This is a genomic window from Streptomyces sp. NPDC051104 (assembly GCF_040682835.1).
GTDB lineage: Bacteria > Actinomycetota > Actinomycetes > Streptomycetales > Streptomycetaceae > Streptomyces > Streptomyces cynarae.
On record NZ_JBFBBS010000016.1, the window covers coordinates 90245 to 111051 of the forward strand.

The window sequence follows — 20807 nt, forward strand, 5'->3', positions numbered from 1 at the left end:
CTTCAACCGCGCAGGTCGTCGAGCCGCCGCCGGGCACGTGCGAGGGAACGCCCCCGGGGCGGCACGTCCGCCCAGGGGTCGGTGCGGGCCTGGTCCACCGCGTCGGCGACGGTCCAGCGGCGGGCGTTCAGATCCGGGTCGTCCAACTGGCCCCAGGACAGCGGCGTGGCGACCGGTGCGCCCGGCAGCGCCCGTACGGTGAAGGGGGCGACCGCGGTCTGCGCGTACGCGTTGCGCTGCACGTCGAGGTAGAGGCGGTCGCCGCGGTCCTTCTTGCGGGCGGCGGTGGTGAGCAGGTCGGGGTGGGCGGCGGCGAGGACGTCGGCGATGTCCCTCGCGAACCGACGTGCCTCGTCGAAGTCGTGGTCGCCGCTGATCGGGACGACGATGTGCAGGCCCCGCGAGCCGGTGGTCATCAGGCCGGACGGCAGCCGCAGTTCGTCGAGCAGCGCCCCCACCAGCCGGGCGGCTGCGCGGACCTGGCCGAAGTCGCCGTCCGCCGGGTCGAGGTCGAGGACGATCCGGTCGGGCCGCTGGAGCCGGTCGGCGCGGGAGAGCCAGCGGTGCAGGGTGAGGCAGGCCTGGTCGGCGAGGTAGAGGAGGGTGGCGGTGTCGTCGCACACGGTGTGGCAGACGGTGCCGCCCTCCTTGGGGAGTTCGACGCGGTGGATCCACTCCGGGTAGTGCTCCGGGGTGTTCTTCTGCATGAAGCGGGGCCCGTCCACGCCGTCCGGGTGCCGCTCCAGCATCAGGGGCCGGCCGCGCAGGTGCGGCAGCATGAAGGGAGCGACGGAGCGGTAGTACGCCACCAGGTCGGCCTTGGTGTACTCCTTGCCGTCCCCGTCGCCGGGGAAGAGCACCTTGTCCGGCCGGTGCACCTCGACCGTGCGGCGGCCGGCCCGCACGGTCCGCGTGCTGCTCATGTCGCTCCCTTCGCTCACGGCACCACGGCGTGCTCCACCAGCAGCCGGGCCGAGGCGGCGATCGACTCGGCGTCGATGCCGGCGGCGTGCAGCTGCTCCTCGGGGGTCGCCGAGCCCGGCATCGTACGGACGGCGAGGCGCACCAGACGCGGTACGGGCCGCCCGTCGAGGAAGGCGTCGAGCACCGCGTCGCCGAGGCCGCCCTCCTCGCGGTGGTCCTCCACGGTGAGCAGGCAGCCGGTGCGGTCGGCGGCCTCGCGCAGGGTCTCGCGGTCGACGGGCTTGACCGAGTAGAGGTCGATGACCCGTACGCGGATGCCCTGTCCGGCGAGGGCGTCGGCGGCCTTGAGCGCCTCGTGGACGGTGACCCCGGCGGCGACGATGGTGAGCCGGTCCTCATGGGAGGCGCGCAGCACCTTGCTGCCGCCGATCGGGAAGTCCTCGGTGGGCCCGTAGATGACCGGTGTCTTCCCGCGCGAGGTGCGCAGGTAGCGGATGCCCTCTCGGCCGGCCATCGAGGCGACGAGCCGGGCGGTCTGGTTGGCGTCGCACGGGTACAGCACGGTCGAGTCGTACACCGAGCGGAACATCGCGAGGTCCTCGAGGCCCATCTGCGAGGGGCCGTCCTGGCCGATGGCGCAACCGGCGTGCGAGCCGACGAGGTTGATGCCGGAGCCGCTGATCGAGGCCATGCGCACGAAGTCGTGGGCGCGGGTGAGGAACGCGGCGAAGGTGGAGGCGTACGGCACCCAGCCGCGCGCGGCCATGCCGACGGCGGCGGCGACCATCAGCTGTTCGGCGATGTAGCACTCGAAGTAGCGCTCGGGGTGCTCCTTGCCGAAGTACTCGGACCGGGTGGAGTCTCCGACCTCGCCGTCGAGGGCGACGACGTCGCCACGCGCGTTGCCGAGCGCGGCGAGCGCCTGGCCGTAGGCGTCGCGGGTGGCGACCTCGTCGCCGATGTCGTAGCGCGGCAGCTCCAGGTGGCCGCTCTGCACGGCGTGCAGCATGCGCGCGGCGGGCGGCGCCTGCACCTCGACGTGGAGGTCGCGTACGCCGCCGAGTTCCGCGATCGCCTCGTCGGCGTCCGGCAGCGGCTTGCCGTGCTGGCCCTCGCGGTCCTGGACGGCGGTGACGCCCTTGCCCTTGAGGGTGCGGGCGAGAATGACGGTGGGCTGTCCGGCGGTGGACTCCGCCTCGGCGAAGGCGCGGTCGATCGCCTCGACGTCGTGGCCGTCGACCTCGACGGTGTGCCAGTCGAAGGCCTTGAAGCGGCGCGCGTAGGCGTCCAGGTCGTGGCCGTGGCGGGTGGGTCCGCGCTGGCCGAGCCGGTTCACGTCGACGATCGCGATCAGGTTGTCGAGGTGCTCGTACCCGGCGTGCTCGGCGGCCTCCCACACGGAGCCCTCGGCGAGTTCGCTGTCGCCGCACAGCACCCACACGCGGTAGCCGGTGCGGTCGAGTCGCTGCCCGGCGAGCGCGATGCCCACACCCACGGGCAGTCCTTGGCCGAGCGAGCCGGTGGCCGTCTCCACCCAGGGCAGCCGGCGCGGTGTGGGGTGCCCCTCCAGACGGCTGCCCAGCTTGCGGAAGGTGAGCAGCTCGGTCTCGTTGATCGCGCCCGCGGCCTTGTAGGCGGCGTACAGGAGGGGTGAGGCATGCCCCTTGGAGAGGACGAACCTGTCGTTGGCGGGGTGGGCGGGCCGTTCGAAGTCGTAGCGGAGGTGGTGGGCCAGCAGGACGGCCATCAGGTCCGCGGCGGACATCGAGGAGGTGGGGTGCCCGGAGCCGGCCGCCGCGGAGGCGCGGACGCTGTCGACGCGCAGCTGCTGGGCGAGTTCGGTGAGCTGACGGCTGTTCATGTCTGTTCCTCCTTGCCCGAGTTGCCGTTGCCGTTGCCCTTGCCTCCCGGTACGCGAGCCAGTTCGGGGGACGACGACTCCAGCGGCACCGACCAGGAGCGCACCAGTCCCAGCTGGACGGCCTGGCGCGGCAGGAGGGCTTCCAGCAGCCAGTCGGCGGCGACCCGGATGCGGTTGCCGGGCATCGCGGCGAGGTGGTAGCCGTGCGTGACGGCCGAGGCGAGCGGCCCCGACAGCGGCACGCCGAGCGGGGCTGCGGCGGCCTGCGGGCCACCGAGGTCCACGACGAAGCCCAGGTCGTGGTGGCGGTAGGCGCGGCGGGAGCCGATACCGAGGGAGGCGGCGATGTTGCGCGCGCAGACCTTGCCGTGCCGCCAGGCGTGCTGCGCCGTCATCGGCGTGTACTGGCCGGGGTTCTCCAGGTCGGGCACGGCGGCCGCGTCGCCGCAGGCGAACACCTCGGGGTGGCCCGGCACCTGCAGGTAGGGGTCGACGAGCAGCCGGCCGCGCTCGAGGGGCTTGCCGAGGCCCTGCACGAACGGGTCGGGGCGTACGCCGACGCACCACACCAGGGTGCGGGTGTCGACGAACTCCCCGTCGGTCAGCAGGACTCCGTCGTGCGTGGCCTCCTTCACGGAGGTTCCCATCCGCACGTCGACGCCGCGCCGCCTGAGGACTCGGTCGGCGGTGCGGGAGAGCCGCTCGTCCATCTCCGGCAGCACGCGCGGGGCGATGTCCAGCAGCATCCAGCGTGGCTTGATGCCCTGGCGCAGCGGCTGCTTGCGCACGAGCGCGTCGGTGTACCGCTTGCCCTGGGCGGCGACTTCGGTTCCGGTGTAACCGGCGCCGACCACCACGAAGGTGCAGCGCGCGGCGCAGGTCTTGGGGTCGTCGGACGTGGCGGCCAGCTCGATCTGGCGGGTCACGTGGTCGCGCAGGTACAGCGCCTCGGGCATGCCCCTGAAGCCGTGGGCGTGCTCGGAGACGCCGGGGATCGGCAGCAGCTTGTTGACGCTGCCGACGGCGAGGACGAGCCGGTCGTAGCCGAGGGTGCCGCCGTTGCCCTCCGGGTCGGTGTAGTGCACGGTGCGCGCGTCGAGGTCGACGCCGTCGGCCTCGCCGAGCACCAGGCGGACGTTGCGCAGGGTGCCGGAGAGCGAGACGGCGACCCGTCGCGGTTCCAGGATGCCGGTGGCAACCTGTGGCAGCAGGGGCAGGTACAAAAAGTAGTCCGTCGGGTTGAGCAGAGTGATGTCGGCCCGGTGCCGGGTCAGCCGGGCCAGGGTGCGGGCCGTCCGGTACCCGGCGAATCCGGCACCGACGATCAGGATGCGGGGTCGACTCACGTTCGCCTCCGGCGTTCTCGCGCGTACGTCGTCTGCCTGGCGGACGCACGGATGCGCCACCCGTGCGAGACCTTCCGCGTCCCCCGGGTCAGGGCGCCCAAACGCCGCCGGGCGGGCGTTTCGTCCGTGTGCCGCACGGTTACCCGGCCGGGGACCGACGCGGTACCCCCTCCCCGGAGGTTCACCCATGACCGAGTACGGCTACTTCCTCTCGTGCGAGGAGTTCGGCCCCGCGGATCTGATCGAACAGGCGAGGATGGCCGAGCAGGCCGGTTTCCAGCGGCTGTGGATCTCGGACCACTACCACCCGTGGAACGACGCACAGGGCCAGAGCCCGTTCGTGTGGTCGGTGATCGGTGCGCTCTCGGAGGCGGTGTCGCTGCCCATCGAGACCGCGGTGACCTGCCCGACCGTGCGGATACACCCGGCGGTGGTGGCGCAGGCCGCCGCGACCAGCGCGGTGATGACCGGCGGGCGGTTCCGGCTCGGCGTGGGCACGGGTGAGGCACTGAACGAGCACATCCTCGGCGATCCCTGGCCGCCCACGACCGTGCGCCTGGAGATGCTGGAAGAGGCGATCCAGATCATGCGCCGGCTGTTCACCGGCGAGCAGGTGACCCACTACGGCACCCACTACAAGGTGGAGAACGCCCGCCTGTACACGATCCCCGACGAGCCGATCCCGATCGACATCTCCGGTTTCGGGCCCGAGGCGACGGCGCTGGCGGCGCGCATCGGCGACGGCTACATCACGATGATGCCCGAGGAGGCGATGGTGACGCAGTTCCGCAAGGGCGGGGGCGGCACCAAGCCGGTGAGCGGGGGCGCGAAGGTCTGCTACGGCACGGACCGCGAGGAGTGCGTGCGGACGGTCCGCGAGCTGTGGTCCAACGAGCTGCTGCCCGGCGAGATGGGGCAGGTGCTGCCGACGCCGAGGCACTTCGAGCAGCTGATGCCGCTGGTCTCGGAGGACATGGTGCGGGAGAACAGGGTGTGCGGCGACAATGTGGAGGAACACGTGTCCGCCCTCACCGCGTTCGTGGACGCGGGCTTCGACGTGGTCTACGTCAACCAGATCGGCCCGGACCAGCGCGGCTTCTTCGACTTCTACCGGACGAAGGTGCTGCCGCAGCTGCCGCGGTAGAACCCCGGAGACGACGGTGGGCGGGCCGGGTCAGTGACCCGGCCCGCCCACCGTCTTTCCGTCTTCGGCCTTCCGTCGTTCTTCCTCGGTTTCAGCGGTTTCAGCCACGGCGGCGCCGGCCGGCCGCTGTCACCGCGGCACCCAGGCCCCCGGCCAGGATGCCCGCACCGATGCGCGTCCGGTTGCGGGACAGCCACTCCTCCACGCTGTCCGGACGGGACTCCGCGTCGAAGCGGCCGTGGGCACCGTAGTCGTGGCCGTGCGGTCCGTCCGCCGGCGACCACAGGTTGCCCGCGGTGCCCTGCTGCCCCTCGTCGCGCTGCGAGTCGAACCCCGTACGGGCGAGGTAGCGGTCCAGCAGCCCCGGGAACACGGCGTTGGCGATGAGCGTGGCCGCCGTGGACCCTCCCACCCAGTACTCCCGGCGCCGCGGGTGCCCGGCCGCGTGGACGATCGCGCGCGCGGCGACCTCCGGCTGGTAGACCGGCGCCACCGGCCGCGCCCGCCCCGGCATCCGGCTGAGCACCCAGTCGAACTGCGGGGTGTTGAGCGCCGGCAACTGCACCATCGTCGTGCGCACCTTCGAGCCGTCGTGCAGCAGCTCGCAGCGCAGCGACTCGTTGAAGCCCTGGATCGCGTGTTTGGCCCCGCAGTACGCCGACTGCAGCGGGATGCCCCGGTAGGCCAGCGCGGAGCCGACCTGGACGATCGTCCCGTGGTCCGCGGGCAGCATGTGCCGCAGCGCGGCCCGGGTGCCGAACACATATCCCAGGTACGTCACTTCGGTGACCCGGCGGAACTCGTCCGGAGCGATGTCCGTGAACCGCGCGAAGACACCGGCGAACGCGTTGTTGACCCAGACGTCGATCCGTCCGAACTCCTCGACGACCTGCTCCGCCGCGTCCTCGACCGCCCGCGCGTCCGACACGTCGACGGGGACGACGAGCGCCTCACCCCCGGCGCGCCGCACCTCGTCCGCGGCCGCGGCGAGGCCCTCGCGTCCGCGGGCGAGCAGAGCGACCCGGTCACCCCGGGCGGCGAAGGCCACGGCAGTGGCTCGGCCCACGCCGCCGCTGGCCCCGGTCACCACGACTGCCCGGCGGTGCTTCGGCAGGGCTGCCGACCATGCCCTGGCCATGCGGCTCACCGGGCCCGGTGCTGCGGCGCCTGGGGGTCCGTTCCCGGACCCGCGGTACCCGGCGCGGCCGGATCGGTCACGCCCGGCGTGGGCGGGGTGTGCGGCATCGGCGGGTACGGCGTCCCGAGCCCGCTCTGCGGGGCGGCGGGCGGCGTACCGCGGAGGCCGTGGGCAGCGTGGTGCGAGCCGGTTCCGTGCCCGTCGGCGCGGGCGGCGCCCCGCAGCAGGTAGGCGGCCACGCCGAGCACCGCCGCCGTGATCAGCGCGGCGGCCCAGCCGGGCAGGACCAGGGCCAGCGCCAGACCGAGGGCGAGCGCCACCCCGGCGCCGGCGTACAGGCCGGTGGCGCCCGAGGCCGCGTAGAGCGCGGCCGTGCGGCGCTGCTTGCGGGTCTGCTCGCGCAACTCGTCGCGCACGGCCTCCCGGGCCACCTGCGCCAGCTCGTCGACCAGATGCTTGTCCAGATGTTCCAGGTGATCCAAGCGGTTCATGTCCGCCGGGTACCCGTGCCCGGGCACGCGTAACGGCAGGTGGGCGCCCGGATCGGTGCGAAACGATCTCCCTCCCGGCCGGCCGCAACTCGTGCCGCAACAGGCAACGTTCGCCCCGTCGCGACGCCCGGCACTCCCCCAAGCTCTCGGCTTCGCTCGAGCAGGGGGGACCCCCACCCCCAATCTCTTCGAGCGGGGGGGGACCCCCACTCGCCGCACCGGCCGAAAGCCCAAGTACATCCAGTACGAGGACTTCCGGCCGGCACTCCCCCAAGCTCTTCGAGCAGGGGGTACCCCCAGAGCACGCACCGGACGCCGCTCCTTGACGGGCAAACGTTGCCTGCCGCGGCACTAGGCTCCTCCGCATGGAGATTCCGGGAGCCACGGCGGGGGTCCCCCCGCTCGAACGAAGCTGAGAGTGGGGGAGGATCTGCGTCGACGACCTGGAGGCTTCGGTCCCGTTCTACGAGAGACTGACGGGCGCCCGCGCGCTCCGCTTCGAACGCGGCGGCGTCTCGATGGCCGCGGTCGGCTTCTTCCTGCTGATGAGCGGGCCCGAGTCCGAGCTGGAGATCCTGCGCAAGGTGGCGGCGACGATCGCGGTGAAGGACGTCGAGGAGGCCCACCGGGTGCTGAGCGATCTCGGCGCGCGTATCGTCGCCGGCCCGGTGCCGACCCCGGTCGGCCGCAACCTGATCGCCGTGCATCCGGACGGTTCGGTGTACGAGTACGTGGACCGCCGCCAGGCGGAATGACGCACTCCATCGTCGTAAAGGCATCGAAACGGCCGGGAAACAACACGGCGGGACTCTTCCGTGCAACAGCACTGCCCCGGTCGTCGGGGAGGTGACGCGAGCTCGCGGGAGAGGGAAGGTTCATGACGGACATCGCCGACAGGCAGACGCCGCCGGACACCACGAGCCGGACGTACAACGGCTGGACGCGGAACGACACGCTCGAGGACTACTCGCTGCGGTACGCGCCGAAGTCCTTCCGCCGCTGGACGCCGTACGTGGTGGCCACCACGGCCCTGGGCGGCATCGCCTACCTCGCGGACTTCGCCATCGGCGGGTCGATCGCGATCTCCAACGGCTTCTCCAGCGCCATGGTGGCGATCCTGGCGGCGGCGGTGGTCATCTTCCTCACCGGCATCCCGGTCTCGTACTACTCGGCGAAGTACTCCATCGACATGGACCTGCTGACCCGGGGCGCCGGTTTCGGCTATCTGGGCTCGACGCTGACCTCGGTCATCTACGCCAGCTTCACCTTCATCTTCTTCGCCCTCGAGGGCTCGATCATGGCGCAGGCCCTGGAACTCGGCCTGCACATACCGCTGGCGATCGGCTACGTCATCTGCTCCCTGATCATCCTGCCGCTGGTGATCTACGGCATGACCGCGCTGTCGAAGATGCAGGTGTGGACCCAGCCGATCTGGCTGGTGCTGATGGTCGCGCCGTTCGTGTCCATCGCGATCCAGGAGCCGGGGAAGTTCTCGGAGTTCACCCACTTCGCGGGCAACTCTCCCACCGGATCGAGCATCAGCATGCTGGGGGTGGGCGCGGGCGCCGGCGTGGCGCTGTCGCTGATCGCGCAGATCGGTGAACAGGTCGACTATCTGCGCTTCATGCCGGACAAGACGCCCGAGAACGCCAGGCAGTGGTGGGGCGCGGTGCTGTCCGCCGGTCCGGGCTGGGTGGTGCTGGGCGCGGCGAAGCAGATCGGCGGGGCGTTCCTGGCCTTCTACATCGCCGGGAGCGTGGGGCTCGCGAAGGCGAACGAGCCCATCCAGCAGTACGTGCACGGGTTCAGGACGTTCGCGGCGCCGGTCGCCCTGGGGCTGGCGACATTCTTCGTGATCCTCTCCCAGATCAAGATCAACTCGACGAACGCCTACTCCGGTTCGCTGTCCTGGTCGAACTTCTTCTCCCGACTGACCCACCGTCACCCCGGACGCGTCGTCTACATCTTCCTCAACGTCGGTGTCGCGCTCGCACTGATGGAAGGCGGAGTGTTCGGGTTCCTCAACACGGTGCTGGGCTTCTACTCGAACGTCGCCATCGCGTGGATCGGCGCGGTCGTGGCCGACCTGGTGATCAACAAGCCGCTGGGGCTCAGCCCGTCGTACATCGAGTTCAAGCGGGCGCACCTGTACAACTTCAACCCGGTCGGCTTCGGCTCGATGCTGATCGCCTCGGCAGTGTCCATCGCCGCGTACTTCGAGGCGTTCGGCGCCTACGGCAAGGCGTACTCGCCGTTCATCGCCCTGTTCCTGGCCATGGTGCTCTCGCCGCTGTTCGCGGTGGCGACCAAGGGCAGGTACTACATCGCCCGCGTCGACGCCCTCGACGAGCCGCTGCTCGACGAGCGGGGGCTGCCCTCGGCGGTGACGCTGACCTGCTCGGTGTGCGCGGACACCTTCGAGCGCCCCGACATGGCGGGCTGCCCGTTCCACTCCGGCGCGGTCTGCTCGCTGTGCTGCAGCCTGGAGAAGGACTGCCACGACGCCTGCAAGAGCGGCAGGCGCAGCGGGCCGGTGAGCCTCGCGACGCCCACCGTACGGTCGGCGGACTGACGGCGGCACGGCGCGCGGGCCGAGGACGGCCGTACCGGGGCCGCACGGGGGCCATCACCGCTCAGGTACCGCTCAGGTGCGGAGCATCTCGGCGGTGATGGCCCAGCGCTCGTGGTCCCGCCAGGCCCCGTCGACGAAGATCATGTCGGGTGAGAAGCCCTCCAGGCGGAAGCCACAACGTCGGGCCAGGCCGATCGATCCGGTGTTACTGGGCTGCGCGTTGATCTCCAGCCGGTGCAGCCCCAGCGGCCCGAACGCGTACCGCACCACGAGGTTCAGCGCCTCCGTCATCAGCCCGCGCCCGGCCGCGTGCGCGAAGGCCCCGTAGCCGAGCGCCCCGCTCTGGAAGCCACCCCGGACGATGTTGTTGATGTTGATGTACCCGGCGATCGCCCCGGTCTCCCTCTCGCACACCAGGAACCCCGCCCTCGTCGGGTCGTCGATCAGCCGCCCCGCGTAGGCGGCGTACTCCTCGGGCGTGGTCGGCGGGAACAGCCAGGGGTGGTGCAGTTCCCTGCTCTCCCGCGCCCGGGCGGTGAACTCGGCCGCGTCGTCGTGGGTGAAGGGGCGTATGCCCACGCGGGGGCCCTCGGCGAGGTGTTCACGGGTATCGGACACGGCGACACCGTACGTGATCCGTGGTCACTGGCGTCGGCTGACGAGAAGGGCCCCGCACAGCGCCCCGATCAGCCCCGTGCCGAGCAGCGCCAGCCACAGCGGCATGGTCACCAGGAGCACGAGCAGCCGGATCCGGGTGTGCTGGGTGTTCTCGAAGACGAAGACCAGTACGATCGCGGCCAGCACCAGGACGGCGACCCTGCGCGGCGTGAGGCCCTGCCGCCCCCGGCGTGTCCCGCCGCTCGTCGTGGCCTGGCGGGAGGTCTTCGGGTTCATGGGCCCAGGATGGACGGCGCGGCGCGGCGCCGCCCGGCGGGTGGACCGGACAGGTGACCGAAGCGTTGAGTCCCCGTCATGTCAGCGCCGGGACCTCCAGCGTGAGCGCCCCGGTGTCCGCGTCCAGTTCCGCGGCGACGCCGAGCGGCATCGTCAGGGCACCCTCGCCGTGGCCGAACCCGAACCGCTCCACGACCGGTATCCCGAGCCCGCCGAGCCGGTCGGTGAAGACGGCGCGCAACAGCTCGTACGGGCCGCACTCCTCCCAGGAGCCGAGCGCGATCCCGGTGACCCCCTCGAGCCGGCCCGAGCGCAGGAGCTGGGTGAGGAGCCGGTCGACGCGGTAGGCCTCCTCGCCGATGTCCTCGAGCAGCAGCAGGCCGCCCGTCTCGCCGGAGCGGGCGTGTGGCGTGCCCCGTTCGGCCGCGATCAGGGCGAGGCATCCGCCGGAGGTGACGCCCCGGGCGCGGCCGGGCACGAGCGCGGTGCCGGAGGAGGTGATGGTCCGTACGGACTCCGGCTCGAAGAGGGTGGCCCGCAGGTGGTCCTGCGTCCGCGTGTTCTTGAGGAAGTCGGCGGCCGCCACCATCGGCCCGTGCAGCGTGACCAGGCCGAGGCGGGCCGCGAACGCCTCGTGCAGCGCGGTGATGTCGCTGAAGCCGACCAGCACCTTGGGCCCGGCGGCGCGCAGCGCGTCCCAGTCGAGCAGATCCATCATGCGCTGCGCCCCGTACCCGCCGCGGGCGCACAGCACCGCGGACACCTCCGGGTCGCACCAGGCGGCCTGGAAGTCGGCGGCCCGGTCGGCGTCCGTGCCCGCGAGGTAGGGGAACTCGGGGTGCCGGTCGAGCACGTGCGGGGCCACGACCGGGTCCAGGTCCCAGCCGCGCAGGATGTCGAGACCGGCGGCGAGCCGCTCCTCGATGACGGGTCCGCTGGGCGCGACGACGGCCACGCGGGCGCCGGGGGCGAGTCTGGGCGGCCTGATCAGGTGGGTCACTCGGTGAGCTCCAGGGTGGGGATGCCGGGCGGGTTCAGCCCGAAGACCTGCGCGTACAGGGACAGCTCGGCCTCCAGGGCACGCACCATGGTCTCAGCCCGCCGAAAGCCGTGCCCCTCCCCCTCGAAGGCGAGGTAGGCGTGCGGAATGCGCCGCCCTTGGAGCCGGGCCAGGAACCGCTCGCACTGCGCGGGCGGGCAGATCGGGTCATCGAGCCCCTGCAGCAGCAGGAAGGGGACGGTGATCCGGTCTGCGTGCTCCACGGGCGACCGCTCGGCGTACCGGCCGGGCACCTCGGCATACGGTCCGACCAGCGTCTCCAGGTACCGCGACTCGAAGTCGTGGGTCTCCCCCGAGCCCCAGCTCGCCGGGTCCAGGACCGGATAGACGATCGTGCCGCAGGCGTACACGTCGGTCGACGTCAGGGACGCGGCCGCCGTCCAGCCGCCGGCGCTGCCGCCGCGCACGGCGAGCCGGTTGCGGTCGGCGGTGCCCTCGTCGGCGAGGGCGAGCGCGACGGCCGCGCAGTCCTCGACGTCGACGACGCCCCACTGCCCGCGCAGCCGGTCGCGGTACGCGCGTCCGTAGCCGGTGGACCCGCCGTAGTTCACCTCGGCGACGCCGATGCCGCGCGAGGTGAAGTAGGCGATCTCCAGATCGAGGACGAGGGGGGCGCGGCCGGTGGGGCCGCCGTGCGCCCAGACGACGTACGGCGGCGGTGCGCCGTCGGGCGCGACGCACTCGGGGTGGCGCGGCGGATAGACGTGCGCGTGGATCTCGCGGCCGCCGGGTCCGGTGAAGGTGCGGACCTGCGGCTTGGGGTAGTAGGCGGGGTCGACGGGGTCTTCGTGCGCGGCACCGATCACGCGGGCGTGGCCGGTGGCGGAGTCCAGTTCGACGACCTCGGGCGCGGTGCGCGGGCCGGCCCCGACGGCGACGACGCGGCTGCCGTGCACGGCGAGTGTGGCGGCGAACTCGGTCCAGGGACCGGCCACATCGACGACCTCGCCGCCGACCGGGTCGAGGATCCCGAGCCGGCCCGCTCCCCTGCCGTGCACCACGGCGATGGTGCCGTCGTCCAGGGGAGCGAACCACTGCAGTCCGACCTTCCACAGCGGCCCGCCGAACTCCTCCTCGCGGAGGCACAGGGGCGTGCCGTCCCGGTAGAGGTTCCACCAGCCGGTGCGGTCGCTCACGTACAGCAGGGAGCCGTCGGGCGCCCACTCGGCCTGGGCGATGGACTCCTCGGGGCCGCCGGCGACCGTACGCGGCTCCCGGAGCGTCCCCTCGCCGGTGACCTCGGCGACGAGCAGCTCGGTGCCGTCCCAGGGCATGCGCGGATGGTCCCAGGCGAGCCAGGCCGCGCTGCGCCCGTCCGGCGAGAGACGGGGGCCGGTGACGAACGGGTGGCCCGCGTCGGTGAGTTCGCGGACGGCGTCCCGGTCCTCGGCCGCCGAGCCGTCCAGCGGTACGGCGGCCGGCACCCGCCGCACGTCCGTGGGCCCGTCGCCGGTGAACTCCTCCAGGACACACCACACTTCACCGCGTTCCGGGTGCAGCCGGGGGTCGACCCAGCGCAGTCCGCCGCCCACCGGTGACAGCGGGGTGAGCGGGCGCGGTCGGCTGCCCGGCGCCGTGGGCTCGTAGGCGTACAGCCGCTGGTCCGCGAAGTGCACGAACACCACCAGCGGCCCCTCGGGGCGCATCGCTCCGGCCCAGGGCCGGCCGCCGTACTCCATGACCCGGCTGCGCACGTTCCACGGCGGGGGCAGGACCGACACCTCCCGGCCGTCCGCCGTGCGCCTGACCAGGGTGCGCCGGCCGCCCTCGGCGGGGCGGGGCTCGGTCCACCACGCCTCCTCGCCCACGAAGCCGACCGCCTCCGGCTGCCCGCCGTGCGCGGCGGCGAGCGCCGCGTCGACGGGCGAGGGCCATGCCCCGTACGGCAGGGTCCGCACCATCTCCCCCATCCCTCCTAGGCCGTGCGCAGAAAGCGGTCGAGGACGCGGACGCCGAAGTGCAGCGCTTCTACGGGCACGCGTTCGTCGACGCCGTGGAACATCGCCTGGTAGTCGTAGCCCTCGGGGAGCTTCAGCGGCGTGAACCCGTAGCCGGTGATGCCGAGGCGGGAGAACTGCTTGGCGTCCGTGCCGCCCGACATGCAGTACGGCACGACGTGTCCCTCGGGCGCGAACTCCTCGACGGCGGCCCGCATCCGCGCGAACGTCGGCGAGTCCACGGGCGCCTGGAGGGCGACCTCCCGGTGGTGGAACTCCCATTCCACGTCAGGCCCGGTGAGTTCGTCCAGCGTCGTACGGAACTCGTCCTCGGTGCCGGGCAGGTAGCGTCCGTCGACGTAGGCGACAGCCTCGCCCGGGATCACGTTGATCTTGTAACCGGCGCTCAGCATGGTCGGGTTGGTGCTGTTGCGGACGGTCGCCTCGACGAGCGCGGCGGCCGAGCCGAGCTTCTTCAGCAGGCCGTCCACGTCGTCGAGGTCGGCCTCGAGCCCGTACAGGGCGGCGAGTTCGGTGAGCGCGGCGCGCACGGTGGGGGTGAGCCGGAGCGGCCATTCGTGGGCGCCGATGCGGGTCACTGCGGCGGCGAGTCCGGTGACCGCGTTGCTGCGGTTGACCTTGGAGCCGTGGCCCGCCCGGCCGCGCGCGGTCAGCTTCAGCCATCCGGTGCCGCGCTCACCGGCCGCGATCGGGTAGATCTGCCGTCCGTCGCCGTCGTGGAAGGTGAACGCCCCCGACTCGCTGACGCCTTCCGTGCATCCCTCGAAGAGGTCCGCGTGCCGGTCCGCGAGGAATCCCGAGCCGTCCTCGGCGCTGGCCTCCTCGTCGGCGGTGAAGGCGATGACGACGTCGCGCCGGGGCCTGGTGCCCGAGCGCGCCCAGTGCCGTACGACGGCGAGGATCATCGCGTCCATGTTCTTCATGTCGACCGCGCCCCGTCCCCACACGACGCCGTCGCGCACCTCGCCGGAGAACGGGTGCACGCTCCAGTCCGCCGCCTCGGCGGGCACCACGTCGAGATGGCCGTGGACGAGCAGGGCGTCGGCGGAGGGGTCGGTGCCCTCGATGCGCGCGACGACGTTCGTCCGATCCTTGGCGCGTTCCAGGAGCACGGGCTCCAGGCCGGCCTCGGCCAGGCGCTCGGCCGCGTACTCGGCGGCGGGCCGCTCCCGGCAGTCGCCTCCGCCGCGGTTGGTGGTGTCGATGCGGATCAGGTCGGACGTGAACCGCACGACCTCGTCGAGTGCCTGCCGGTCAGCCATACTGTTCCTCCACCGCGGCCGAGACGATCGTGGTGATCGCCTTGAACGTCCGGATCCCCTCATACATGGTCGCGCTCGTGTACGCCACCTTCCGCTCGCCGATGCGGTCCACTCCCGGTACGACAGTGGCGGCCATCGCCAGATGCTCGGCGTCGAACTCCAACGCGACGGTGAAGGGCCCTCTGGCCGCCGGCTCGTGACGCACCGCCAGGGAGGCGGCGTCCTTGGCCGCCGCGCGGATGTCGGCGGCGGTCCTGGCCGGGGTGCGGCACACCGCCGCGTACCGTGACACATGGTCCTTGACTGCCACCTTGAGCGCCTCGGGCGCGTACCCGAGCGCGTCCTCGCAGGCCAGGTCGTCGCCGGTGACGAGGACGACGGGCACGCCGTGCTCGGCGACGACGTGCGCGTTCAGCAGGCCCTCGCTGGCGCGCACGTCATTGAGCCAGACCCCCGTGATGGAGTTGGCGAGATAGGTGTGGGCGAGCACGCCCTCCATCCCCGCCCCCGCGTGGTAGCCGACGAACGCGACACCGTCCACGTCGCCGTACTGCACGCCCTCCACCATGGACAGCGACTTGTGCCGTCCGGTGAGCATCTGCGCCCTCTCATCCAACTGTTCGAGGAGCAGATTGCGCATGGTCCAGTGGGCCTCGTTGATCAGCACGTCGTCGGCACCGCCGTCGAGGAAGCCGAGTACGGCGGCGTTCACGTCGGAGGTGAACATCGCCCGGCACCGCTCCCACTGCGGCGTCCCGGGCAACACGTCGGCCGGCCAGGTCACACCGGTGGCGCCCTCCATGTCGGCGCTGATGAGGATCTTCATGCCAGAACCGTACGCGTCGGTGACTGTGCGTGACCAGCCCTGTGGACGAGTGTCCCCCACCGGGCTTCCGGTCCTCGGTGTGAAAGACGTCGGCGCCTGACCGGTCCCTCGACCGGCCACGCGCCGACATCACGGGCCAGGGTGCCCCGCCCGCTCAGCGGTACAGCGCCGGGCGCTCGATCAGTTCGACTTCGACGCGCCGTCCCTCCGCCTGCGCGCGCACGCCCGCCTCGCAGACCGCCGCCGCCGCGTAGCCGTCCCAGACGCTCGGGCCGGTGACCTCGCCGCGCCGGGTGGCGTCGACCCAGGCCTGCACCTCGCGGTCGTAGGCCTCGGCGAAGCGCTCCACGAAGTCCGGGGCGATGGTGCCGCCCCAGCGGCCCGCCATGTTGGTGACCATGGCGTGCCCGTCGCCGATCCGGGCGGTGCCCGACTCGCAGACCACCTCGGCCTGCACCTGGTAGCCGAAGCCGCAGTTGACGAAGATCTCGACGTCGACGAGCGCGCCGCCGTCGGTCTCGAAGACGACGAACTGCGGGTCGGACAGCCCGTCGGGCGCGTTGCCCGACGGTCTCGGGCGCAGCACCGTCACCGCCGTGATCTCCTGGCCGAGCAGCCAGCGGGTGACGTCCATCTCGTGCACGACGGAGTCGTTGATGAGCATCGCCTCGGTGAAGCCGGGCGGGCTGCCCGCGTTGCGGTGCCGGTTGTGCAGCATCAGCGGCCGGCCCAGCTGGCCGCTGTCCAGCAGCGCCTTGAGCTTGATGTACTCGGCGTCGTAGCGCCGCATGAAGCCGACCTGGACGCGCCGGTGACCCAGCTTCTGCTCGGCCTGAAGGATGCGCAGCGCGGAGGCCGCGTCCGGGGTGAGGGGCTTCTCGCACAGCACCGGCAGGTCGTGCTCGAAGGCGGTGAGCAGTGCGGCCTCGTGGGCGGGGCCGGGTGAGGCGATCAGTACGGTGTCGACGTCGGCGGCGGCCATCGCGGCGGCCGGTTCGGTGTAGGCGGTGCAGCCCTCGACGCCTGCGGCGACGGACTTGGCCCGCTCCCCGTCGACGTCCACGACGGCGGCCACCCGCGCCCCGCTGATCACCTCGTTGATGCGGCGCACATGGTCGGCGCCCATCCTGCCCGTCCCGATGACGGCGACTCCGAGCGTTCCACGCTGAGTCATGGTCTTGCTGGTCCCTTCGGGGGTCAGGCGCCGCAGGAGCGGAGGAACTTGCGGGTGCGGACGGCGATGGGCAGCGGCTTGTCCGGCTCGCAGGGGTACATGTCCTGCTCGACGATGGCGAACAGGTCGACGCCCAGGCCCTGCGCTGCCGCCAGGACCGGCTCCAGCGGCGGCACGCCGGCCGGGGGCTCGCACATCACGCCGCGCTGCACGGCGGGCCCGAACGGCACCCCGTTGCCGACGACATCGGCGAGGATCTCCGGGTCGACCTGCTTGAGGTGCAGATAGCCGATGCGCTCGCCGTAGGTCTCGATCAGCTTGACGCTGTCGCCGCCGCAGTAGGCGTAGTGCCCGGTGTCCAGGCAGAGGTTGACGAGGTCGGAGTCGGTGGAGTCGAGGAAGCGCTCGACGTGGTCCTCGGTGTCGATGTGGGTGTCGGCGTGCGGGTGGACGACGATGTCGAGGCCGTAGGTCTCCTTGACCTCGTGACCGAGCCGCTCCATGCCCTTGGTCAGGTGCGCCCACTGTTCGGCGGTGAGTTCGGAGGGCTCGAGGATCTCGGCGGTCTTGTCGTCCCGCCAGAAGGAGGGGATGACCACGAGGTGCTTCGCGCCCATGGCCTGGGTGAGGGCCGCGACCTGGCTGACGTGCTCCCAGGTGGACTCCCATACGGACGGTCCGCGGTGCAGGGAGGTGAAGACCGTGCCGGCCGACACCTTCAGGTTCCGCTTGTTCACCTCGTCGGTGAGCCGCGCCGGGTCGGTGGGCAGGTAGCCGTAGGGGCCGAGCTCGATCCAGGAGTAGCCGGCCTCGGCCACCTCGTCCAGGAAGCGTTCCCAGGGCACCTGCTGCGGGTCGTCGGGGAACCAGACGCCCCAGGAGTCCGGGGCGGAGCCCACCCGGATGCGGTCCAGGGAGGGGACAGTGGTCATGTCAGGAGTTCCCTTCGGGTGATGCCGCCACAGGTGCCTGGAGGTCCTTCACTTCCGGGAGCTCCTGGACGTCGACGCCGCTGACCTGTGCCAGTTCGTGCTTGAGCGCGGCCAGTTCGGCGCCACCGGCCATGTGGTTGGTGAGTTCCTCGAGGCTGACCTCGCTGCGCGAGGCGGAGAGTTCGAGGGTGCCCAGGCGCAGCACGCTGAAGTGGTCGCCGACCATGTAGGCGTGGTGCGGGTTGTGGGTGATGAAGATGACGCCGAGGCCGCGGTCGCGGGCGGCGGCGACGTATTTCAGCACCACACCGGACTGCTTGACGCCGAGTGCGGCGGTGGGCTCGTCCAGGATGAGGACGCGGGCTCCGAAGTAGACGGCGCGGGCGATGGCGACGCACTGGCGCTGGCCGCCGGACAGGGTGCCGATGGGCTGCTCGAGGTCGTCCAGGACGATGCCCATGTTCCGCAGCTCTTCGTCCGCGGTCTTCTTCATACGGGCGATGTCGAGGCGGCGGAAGGGCCAGGGGCCCTTGGTCATCTCGGAGCCGAGGAAGAAGTTGCGCCACACCGGCATCAGAGGCACGGTCGCGAGGTCCTGGTAGACGGTGGCGATGCCCTTGTCGAGGGCGTCACGCGGGGTGGTGAACCTCACCGGCTCACCGTCGACGAGGAACTCGCCCTCGGTGTGCTGGTGCAGCCCGGAGATGATCTTGATGAGGGTGGACTTGCCGGCACCGTTGTCGCCGAGGACGCAGGTGACCCTGCCGGGGTGGACGGCGAGGTCGACGCCGTGCAGGGCCCGGATGTTGCCGTACGCCTTGCCGGCGCCGCGCAGTTCCACGACGGGGGCCTGGTCCGCCGGGGTGGCCGTGCCGTCGTTCTGGTCGAGGTCAGCAGTCGTCATGGGTGGTCACCTCCGGGTCGCGGACTTCTGGACCCACAGATTGATGAGCGTGGCACCGAGGAGCATCACGCCGAGGAAGGCCTTGAACCAGTCGGGGTTCCAGCCGGCGTAGACGATGCCCTGGCTGACCATGCCGAACATGAAGGCACCGAAGACGGGACCGATCGCCGAACCGTAGCCGCCGGTGAGCAGGCAGCCGCCGATGACCGCCGCGGCGATGTAGATCAGCTCCTGGCCGACGCCCTCGCCGGACTGCACGGTGTTGAAGGCGAACAGCTGGTGCATGCCGACGAACCAGGCGCCGAAGCCGACCAGCATGAACAGCGAGATCTTGGTGAACTTCACCGGCACGCCGACGGCCCGGGCGCTGTCCTTGTTGCCGCCGACCGCGAAGATCCAGTTGCCGTACTTGGTGCGCAGCAGCACCCAGGTCGCCAGGGCCGCGAAGAACAGCCACCACAGGACGGTGATCTTGAACTGGACGCCGCCGACGGTGAAGCTCGACGAGAAGACCGCCTTGGCCTGGTCGAAGCCGTCCATGTCGCTGATGTCGTCGGTCGCCACGTTGCCGGTGACCAGCTTGGTGACCGCGAGGTTGATGCCCTGCAGGCCGAGGAAGGTGCCGAGGGTGACCAGGAAGCTGGGCAGTCCGGTGCGCACCATCATCCAGCCGTTGAAGGCGCCGATCGCGAGCGAGACCACGAGGGCGACGAGCACGCCGACCCAGACGTTCATCGTCAGCTGGAAGCTGACCATGCTCGCGGTCAGCGCCGACGTGATCACCGCGACACCGGCCGAGAGGTCGAACTCGCCGCCGATCATCAGCAGGGCCACGGGCAGCGCCATGATCCCGATGGTGGACGACTGGTAGAGCACGGTGGCCATGGCGCTGCCCGAGCGGAACGTGGGGGCCATGGCGAAGAAGAAGACGAACACGGCGACGGCGCCGAGGAAGACGCCGACCTCCGGCCGGGCGAGCAGCCGCACCACGAGGGAGCGCTGTACGGTCCGGCCGTCGCGTTCCTTGGTGCCGGAGGCCGGCGGTGAGGTCACCGCCGGCACAGCCTGCTGAGTCATGGGATCACCTCGTGCCGTTGGCGGCGAACGTCGCGACGGTGTCGACGTTGGACTTGTCGACGAAGGCCGGGCCGGTCAGCACCGGCTGCTCACCGCCGCCGCTGTAGTTGCCGTTGTTCTTGTAGAGCCACAGGGAGTCGATCGCCAGGTAGCCCTGCAGGTAGGGCTGCTGGTCGACGGCGAACTGGATGTCGCCCTTCTTGATGGCGTCGGTCAGGTCCTTGTTCAGGTCGAACGTGGCGACCTTCGCCTTGCTGCCGGCGTCGGAGACCGACTGCACCGCGGTCAGTGCGTACGGCGCGCCCAGCGTGGCCACGTAGTCGACGGAGCTGTCCTGCTTGAGCTTCGCGCTGATCGTCGACTTCACGGACGGCATGTCGGTGCCGTTGACGTACAGGATCTGCGTCTTGCCGGTGAACGTCTTCTTCAGTCCGTCGCAGCGCTGGGTGAGGCCGACGTTCCCCTGCTCCTGGATCACGCACACGGTGTTCTTGGCGCCCAGCTCGTTCAGCTTCTTGCCGAACGCCTCACCCGCCACCGTCTCGTCCTGCCCGAAGAACTCCATGAGGCCGAGCTTCTGCCAGTCGCTCAGACCCGAGTTCAGACCGACCACGGGTATCTTCGCCTGGGTGGCCTTGCTGATGACGTCCTTCATCGCGTCCGGCTTGGCGAGGGTGACCGCGATGCCGTCGACCTTCTGGTCGATGGCGTTCTGCACCAGGTTGGCCTGGTTGCCCGCGTTGGGGTCGCTGGAGTAGACGAGCTTGATGTTGTCCTTGGCCGCCGCCGCCTCGGCTCCCTTGCGGACGATGTCCCAGAAGGTGTCGCCCGGCGCCTGGTGGGTCACCAGCGCTACCGTCATACGGGGAGTGCCGGCCTTGCCGGCGGAGACGTTGGAGCTCGCGTCCTCCGCCTTCTTCCCGCCCGAGCTGCTGGAGCAGCCGGCGAGGAGCAGCGCGGAGGCGGCGGCCAGCGCGACGACTGGGGCGATTCTGCGGGAGCGGCGAGGGTGAAACGTGCGGACCATCTTTACCTGCACCTCACTGTGCGACCGGGGAAGGAGAGGGACGGCGCCGGACGGTACCCCACGCGGGGCCCGGACGGACGTTCGGGGTCGTATGCCGGTGAACCGGCGGTTTCGATGGCACGGGATACAAACCCCTGCCGGACCCACCTGTCAATACTTTGTTAAGACATCATTTCAGAAGCAGGTCCGAATGTAAGTACAAAGCCTTGACAGGGGC

19 protein-coding genes are annotated in these 20807 nt (G+C 71.3%); 3 read left to right on the forward strand and 16 right to left on the reverse strand.

The annotated features are described in order from the left end of the window. Positions 1 to 2 precede the first annotated feature (2 nt). From ligD to AB0N14_RS22595, 3 genes are read right to left on the reverse strand one after another with little or no spacing between them, the layout of a single operon-like run. A complete protein-coding gene (gene ligD / locus AB0N14_RS22585; RefSeq protein WP_366027496.1) occupies positions 3 to 923 on the reverse strand; it encodes a non-homologous end-joining DNA ligase in 921 nt (306 codons plus the stop codon). Positions 924 to 937: 14 nt separating this feature from the next. After that, positions 938 to 2785 carry a transketolase gene (locus AB0N14_RS22590; RefSeq protein ID WP_366027497.1) on the reverse strand — a complete coding sequence of 616 codons (1848 nt, stop codon included), beginning with the start codon at positions 2783 to 2785 and terminating at the stop codon, positions 938 to 940. Then, positions 2782 to 4131 (reverse strand): NAD(P)/FAD-dependent oxidoreductase, encoded by a 1350-nt coding sequence (locus tag AB0N14_RS22595; RefSeq protein WP_366027498.1) that lies wholly within the window; start codon positions 4129 to 4131, stop codon positions 2782 to 2784. The genes AB0N14_RS22590 and AB0N14_RS22595 overlap by 4 nt, the downstream gene beginning before the upstream one ends. 187 nt (positions 4132 to 4318) lie before the next feature. Here AB0N14_RS22595 and AB0N14_RS22600 point away from each other — a divergent pair, with 187 nt between their 5' ends. Beyond that, entirely contained in the window at positions 4319 to 5275 is a 957-nt protein-coding gene (locus tag AB0N14_RS22600) for an LLM class F420-dependent oxidoreductase (protein WP_366027499.1), read from the forward strand. 100 nt (positions 5276 to 5375) lie between these two features. On the opposite strand, the gene AB0N14_RS22605 is transcribed toward AB0N14_RS22600, so the two are convergent. Both AB0N14_RS22605 and AB0N14_RS22610 read right to left on the reverse strand, forming a co-directional pair. Beyond that, entirely contained in the window at positions 5376 to 6413 is a 1038-nt protein-coding gene (locus AB0N14_RS22605) for an SDR family oxidoreductase (RefSeq protein ID WP_366027500.1), read from the reverse strand. A 5-nt stretch (positions 6414 to 6418) separates the two neighbouring features. Then, entirely contained in the window at positions 6419 to 6904 is a 486-nt protein-coding gene (locus tag AB0N14_RS22610) for a phage holin family protein (RefSeq protein WP_366027501.1), read from the reverse strand. 428 nt (positions 6905 to 7332) lie between these two features. On the opposite strand from AB0N14_RS22610, the gene AB0N14_RS22615 reads away from it, so the two are divergent. Both AB0N14_RS22615 and AB0N14_RS22620 read left to right on the forward strand, forming a co-directional pair. Then, positions 7333 to 7659, forward strand: coding sequence for a VOC family protein (locus AB0N14_RS22615; RefSeq protein ID WP_366027542.1), 327 nt, complete (start codon positions 7333 to 7335; stop codon positions 7657 to 7659). Positions 7660 to 7781: 122 nt separating this feature from the next. Beyond that, positions 7782 to 9476, forward strand: a complete 1695-nt coding sequence (locus AB0N14_RS22620; protein ID WP_366027502.1) for a hypothetical protein — start codon at positions 7782 to 7784, stop codon at positions 9474 to 9476. Positions 9477 to 9548: 72 nt separating this feature from the next. Here the strand turns inward: AB0N14_RS22620 and AB0N14_RS22625 are convergent, their stop codons facing one another. From AB0N14_RS22625 to AB0N14_RS22675, 11 genes are all read right to left on the reverse strand, one after another. Further along, a complete protein-coding gene (locus AB0N14_RS22625) occupies positions 9549 to 10094 on the reverse strand; it encodes a GNAT family N-acetyltransferase (RefSeq protein ID WP_366027503.1) in 546 nt (181 codons plus the stop codon). A gap of 24 nt (positions 10095 to 10118) precedes the next feature. Further along, a complete protein-coding gene (locus AB0N14_RS22630) occupies positions 10119 to 10370 on the reverse strand; it encodes a LapA family protein (RefSeq protein WP_366027504.1) in 252 nt (83 codons plus the stop codon). 76 nt (positions 10371 to 10446) lie between these two features. Next, positions 10447 to 11370: an LD-carboxypeptidase gene (locus AB0N14_RS22635; RefSeq protein ID WP_366027505.1), complete on the reverse strand. Its 924-nt coding sequence runs from the start codon at positions 11368 to 11370 to the stop codon at positions 10447 to 10449. Further along, positions 11367 to 13340 (reverse strand): prolyl oligopeptidase family serine peptidase, encoded by a 1974-nt coding sequence (locus AB0N14_RS22640; protein ID WP_366027506.1) that lies wholly within the window; start codon positions 13338 to 13340, stop codon positions 11367 to 11369. Before AB0N14_RS22640 ends, AB0N14_RS22635 begins: the two co-directional genes overlap by 4 nt. A gap of 5 nt (positions 13341 to 13345) precedes the next feature. Further along, positions 13346 to 14650: a M20/M25/M40 family metallo-hydrolase gene (locus AB0N14_RS22645; protein ID WP_366027507.1), complete on the reverse strand. Its 1305-nt coding sequence runs from the start codon at positions 14648 to 14650 to the stop codon at positions 13346 to 13348. Further along, positions 14643 to 15476 (reverse strand): M55 family metallopeptidase, encoded by an 834-nt coding sequence (locus AB0N14_RS22650; RefSeq protein WP_366027508.1) that lies wholly within the window; start codon positions 15474 to 15476, stop codon positions 14643 to 14645. Before AB0N14_RS22650 ends, AB0N14_RS22645 begins: the two co-directional genes overlap by 8 nt. Positions 15477 to 15630: 154 nt before the next feature. Next, positions 15631 to 16650 carry a Gfo/Idh/MocA family oxidoreductase gene (locus tag AB0N14_RS22655; RefSeq protein ID WP_366027509.1) on the reverse strand — a complete coding sequence of 340 codons (1020 nt, stop codon included), beginning with the start codon at positions 16648 to 16650 and terminating at the stop codon, positions 15631 to 15633. A gap of 23 nt (positions 16651 to 16673) precedes the next feature. Beyond that, entirely contained in the window at positions 16674 to 17582 is a 909-nt protein-coding gene (locus AB0N14_RS22660; protein WP_366027510.1) for a sugar phosphate isomerase/epimerase, read from the reverse strand. 1 nt (position 17583) lies between these two features. Next, a complete protein-coding gene (locus tag AB0N14_RS22665; RefSeq protein WP_366027511.1) occupies positions 17584 to 18486 on the reverse strand; it encodes an ATP-binding cassette domain-containing protein in 903 nt (300 codons plus the stop codon). 6 nt (positions 18487 to 18492) lie between these two features. Continuing rightward, a complete protein-coding gene (locus AB0N14_RS22670) occupies positions 18493 to 19563 on the reverse strand; it encodes an ABC transporter permease (protein ID WP_366027512.1) in 1071 nt (356 codons plus the stop codon). A 4-nt stretch (positions 19564 to 19567) separates the two neighbouring features. Then, complete coding sequence (locus AB0N14_RS22675) at positions 19568 to 20590, reverse strand: sugar ABC transporter substrate-binding protein (RefSeq protein WP_366027513.1); 1023 nt, start codon at positions 20588 to 20590, stop codon at positions 19568 to 19570. Positions 20591 to 20807 lie beyond the last annotated feature (217 nt).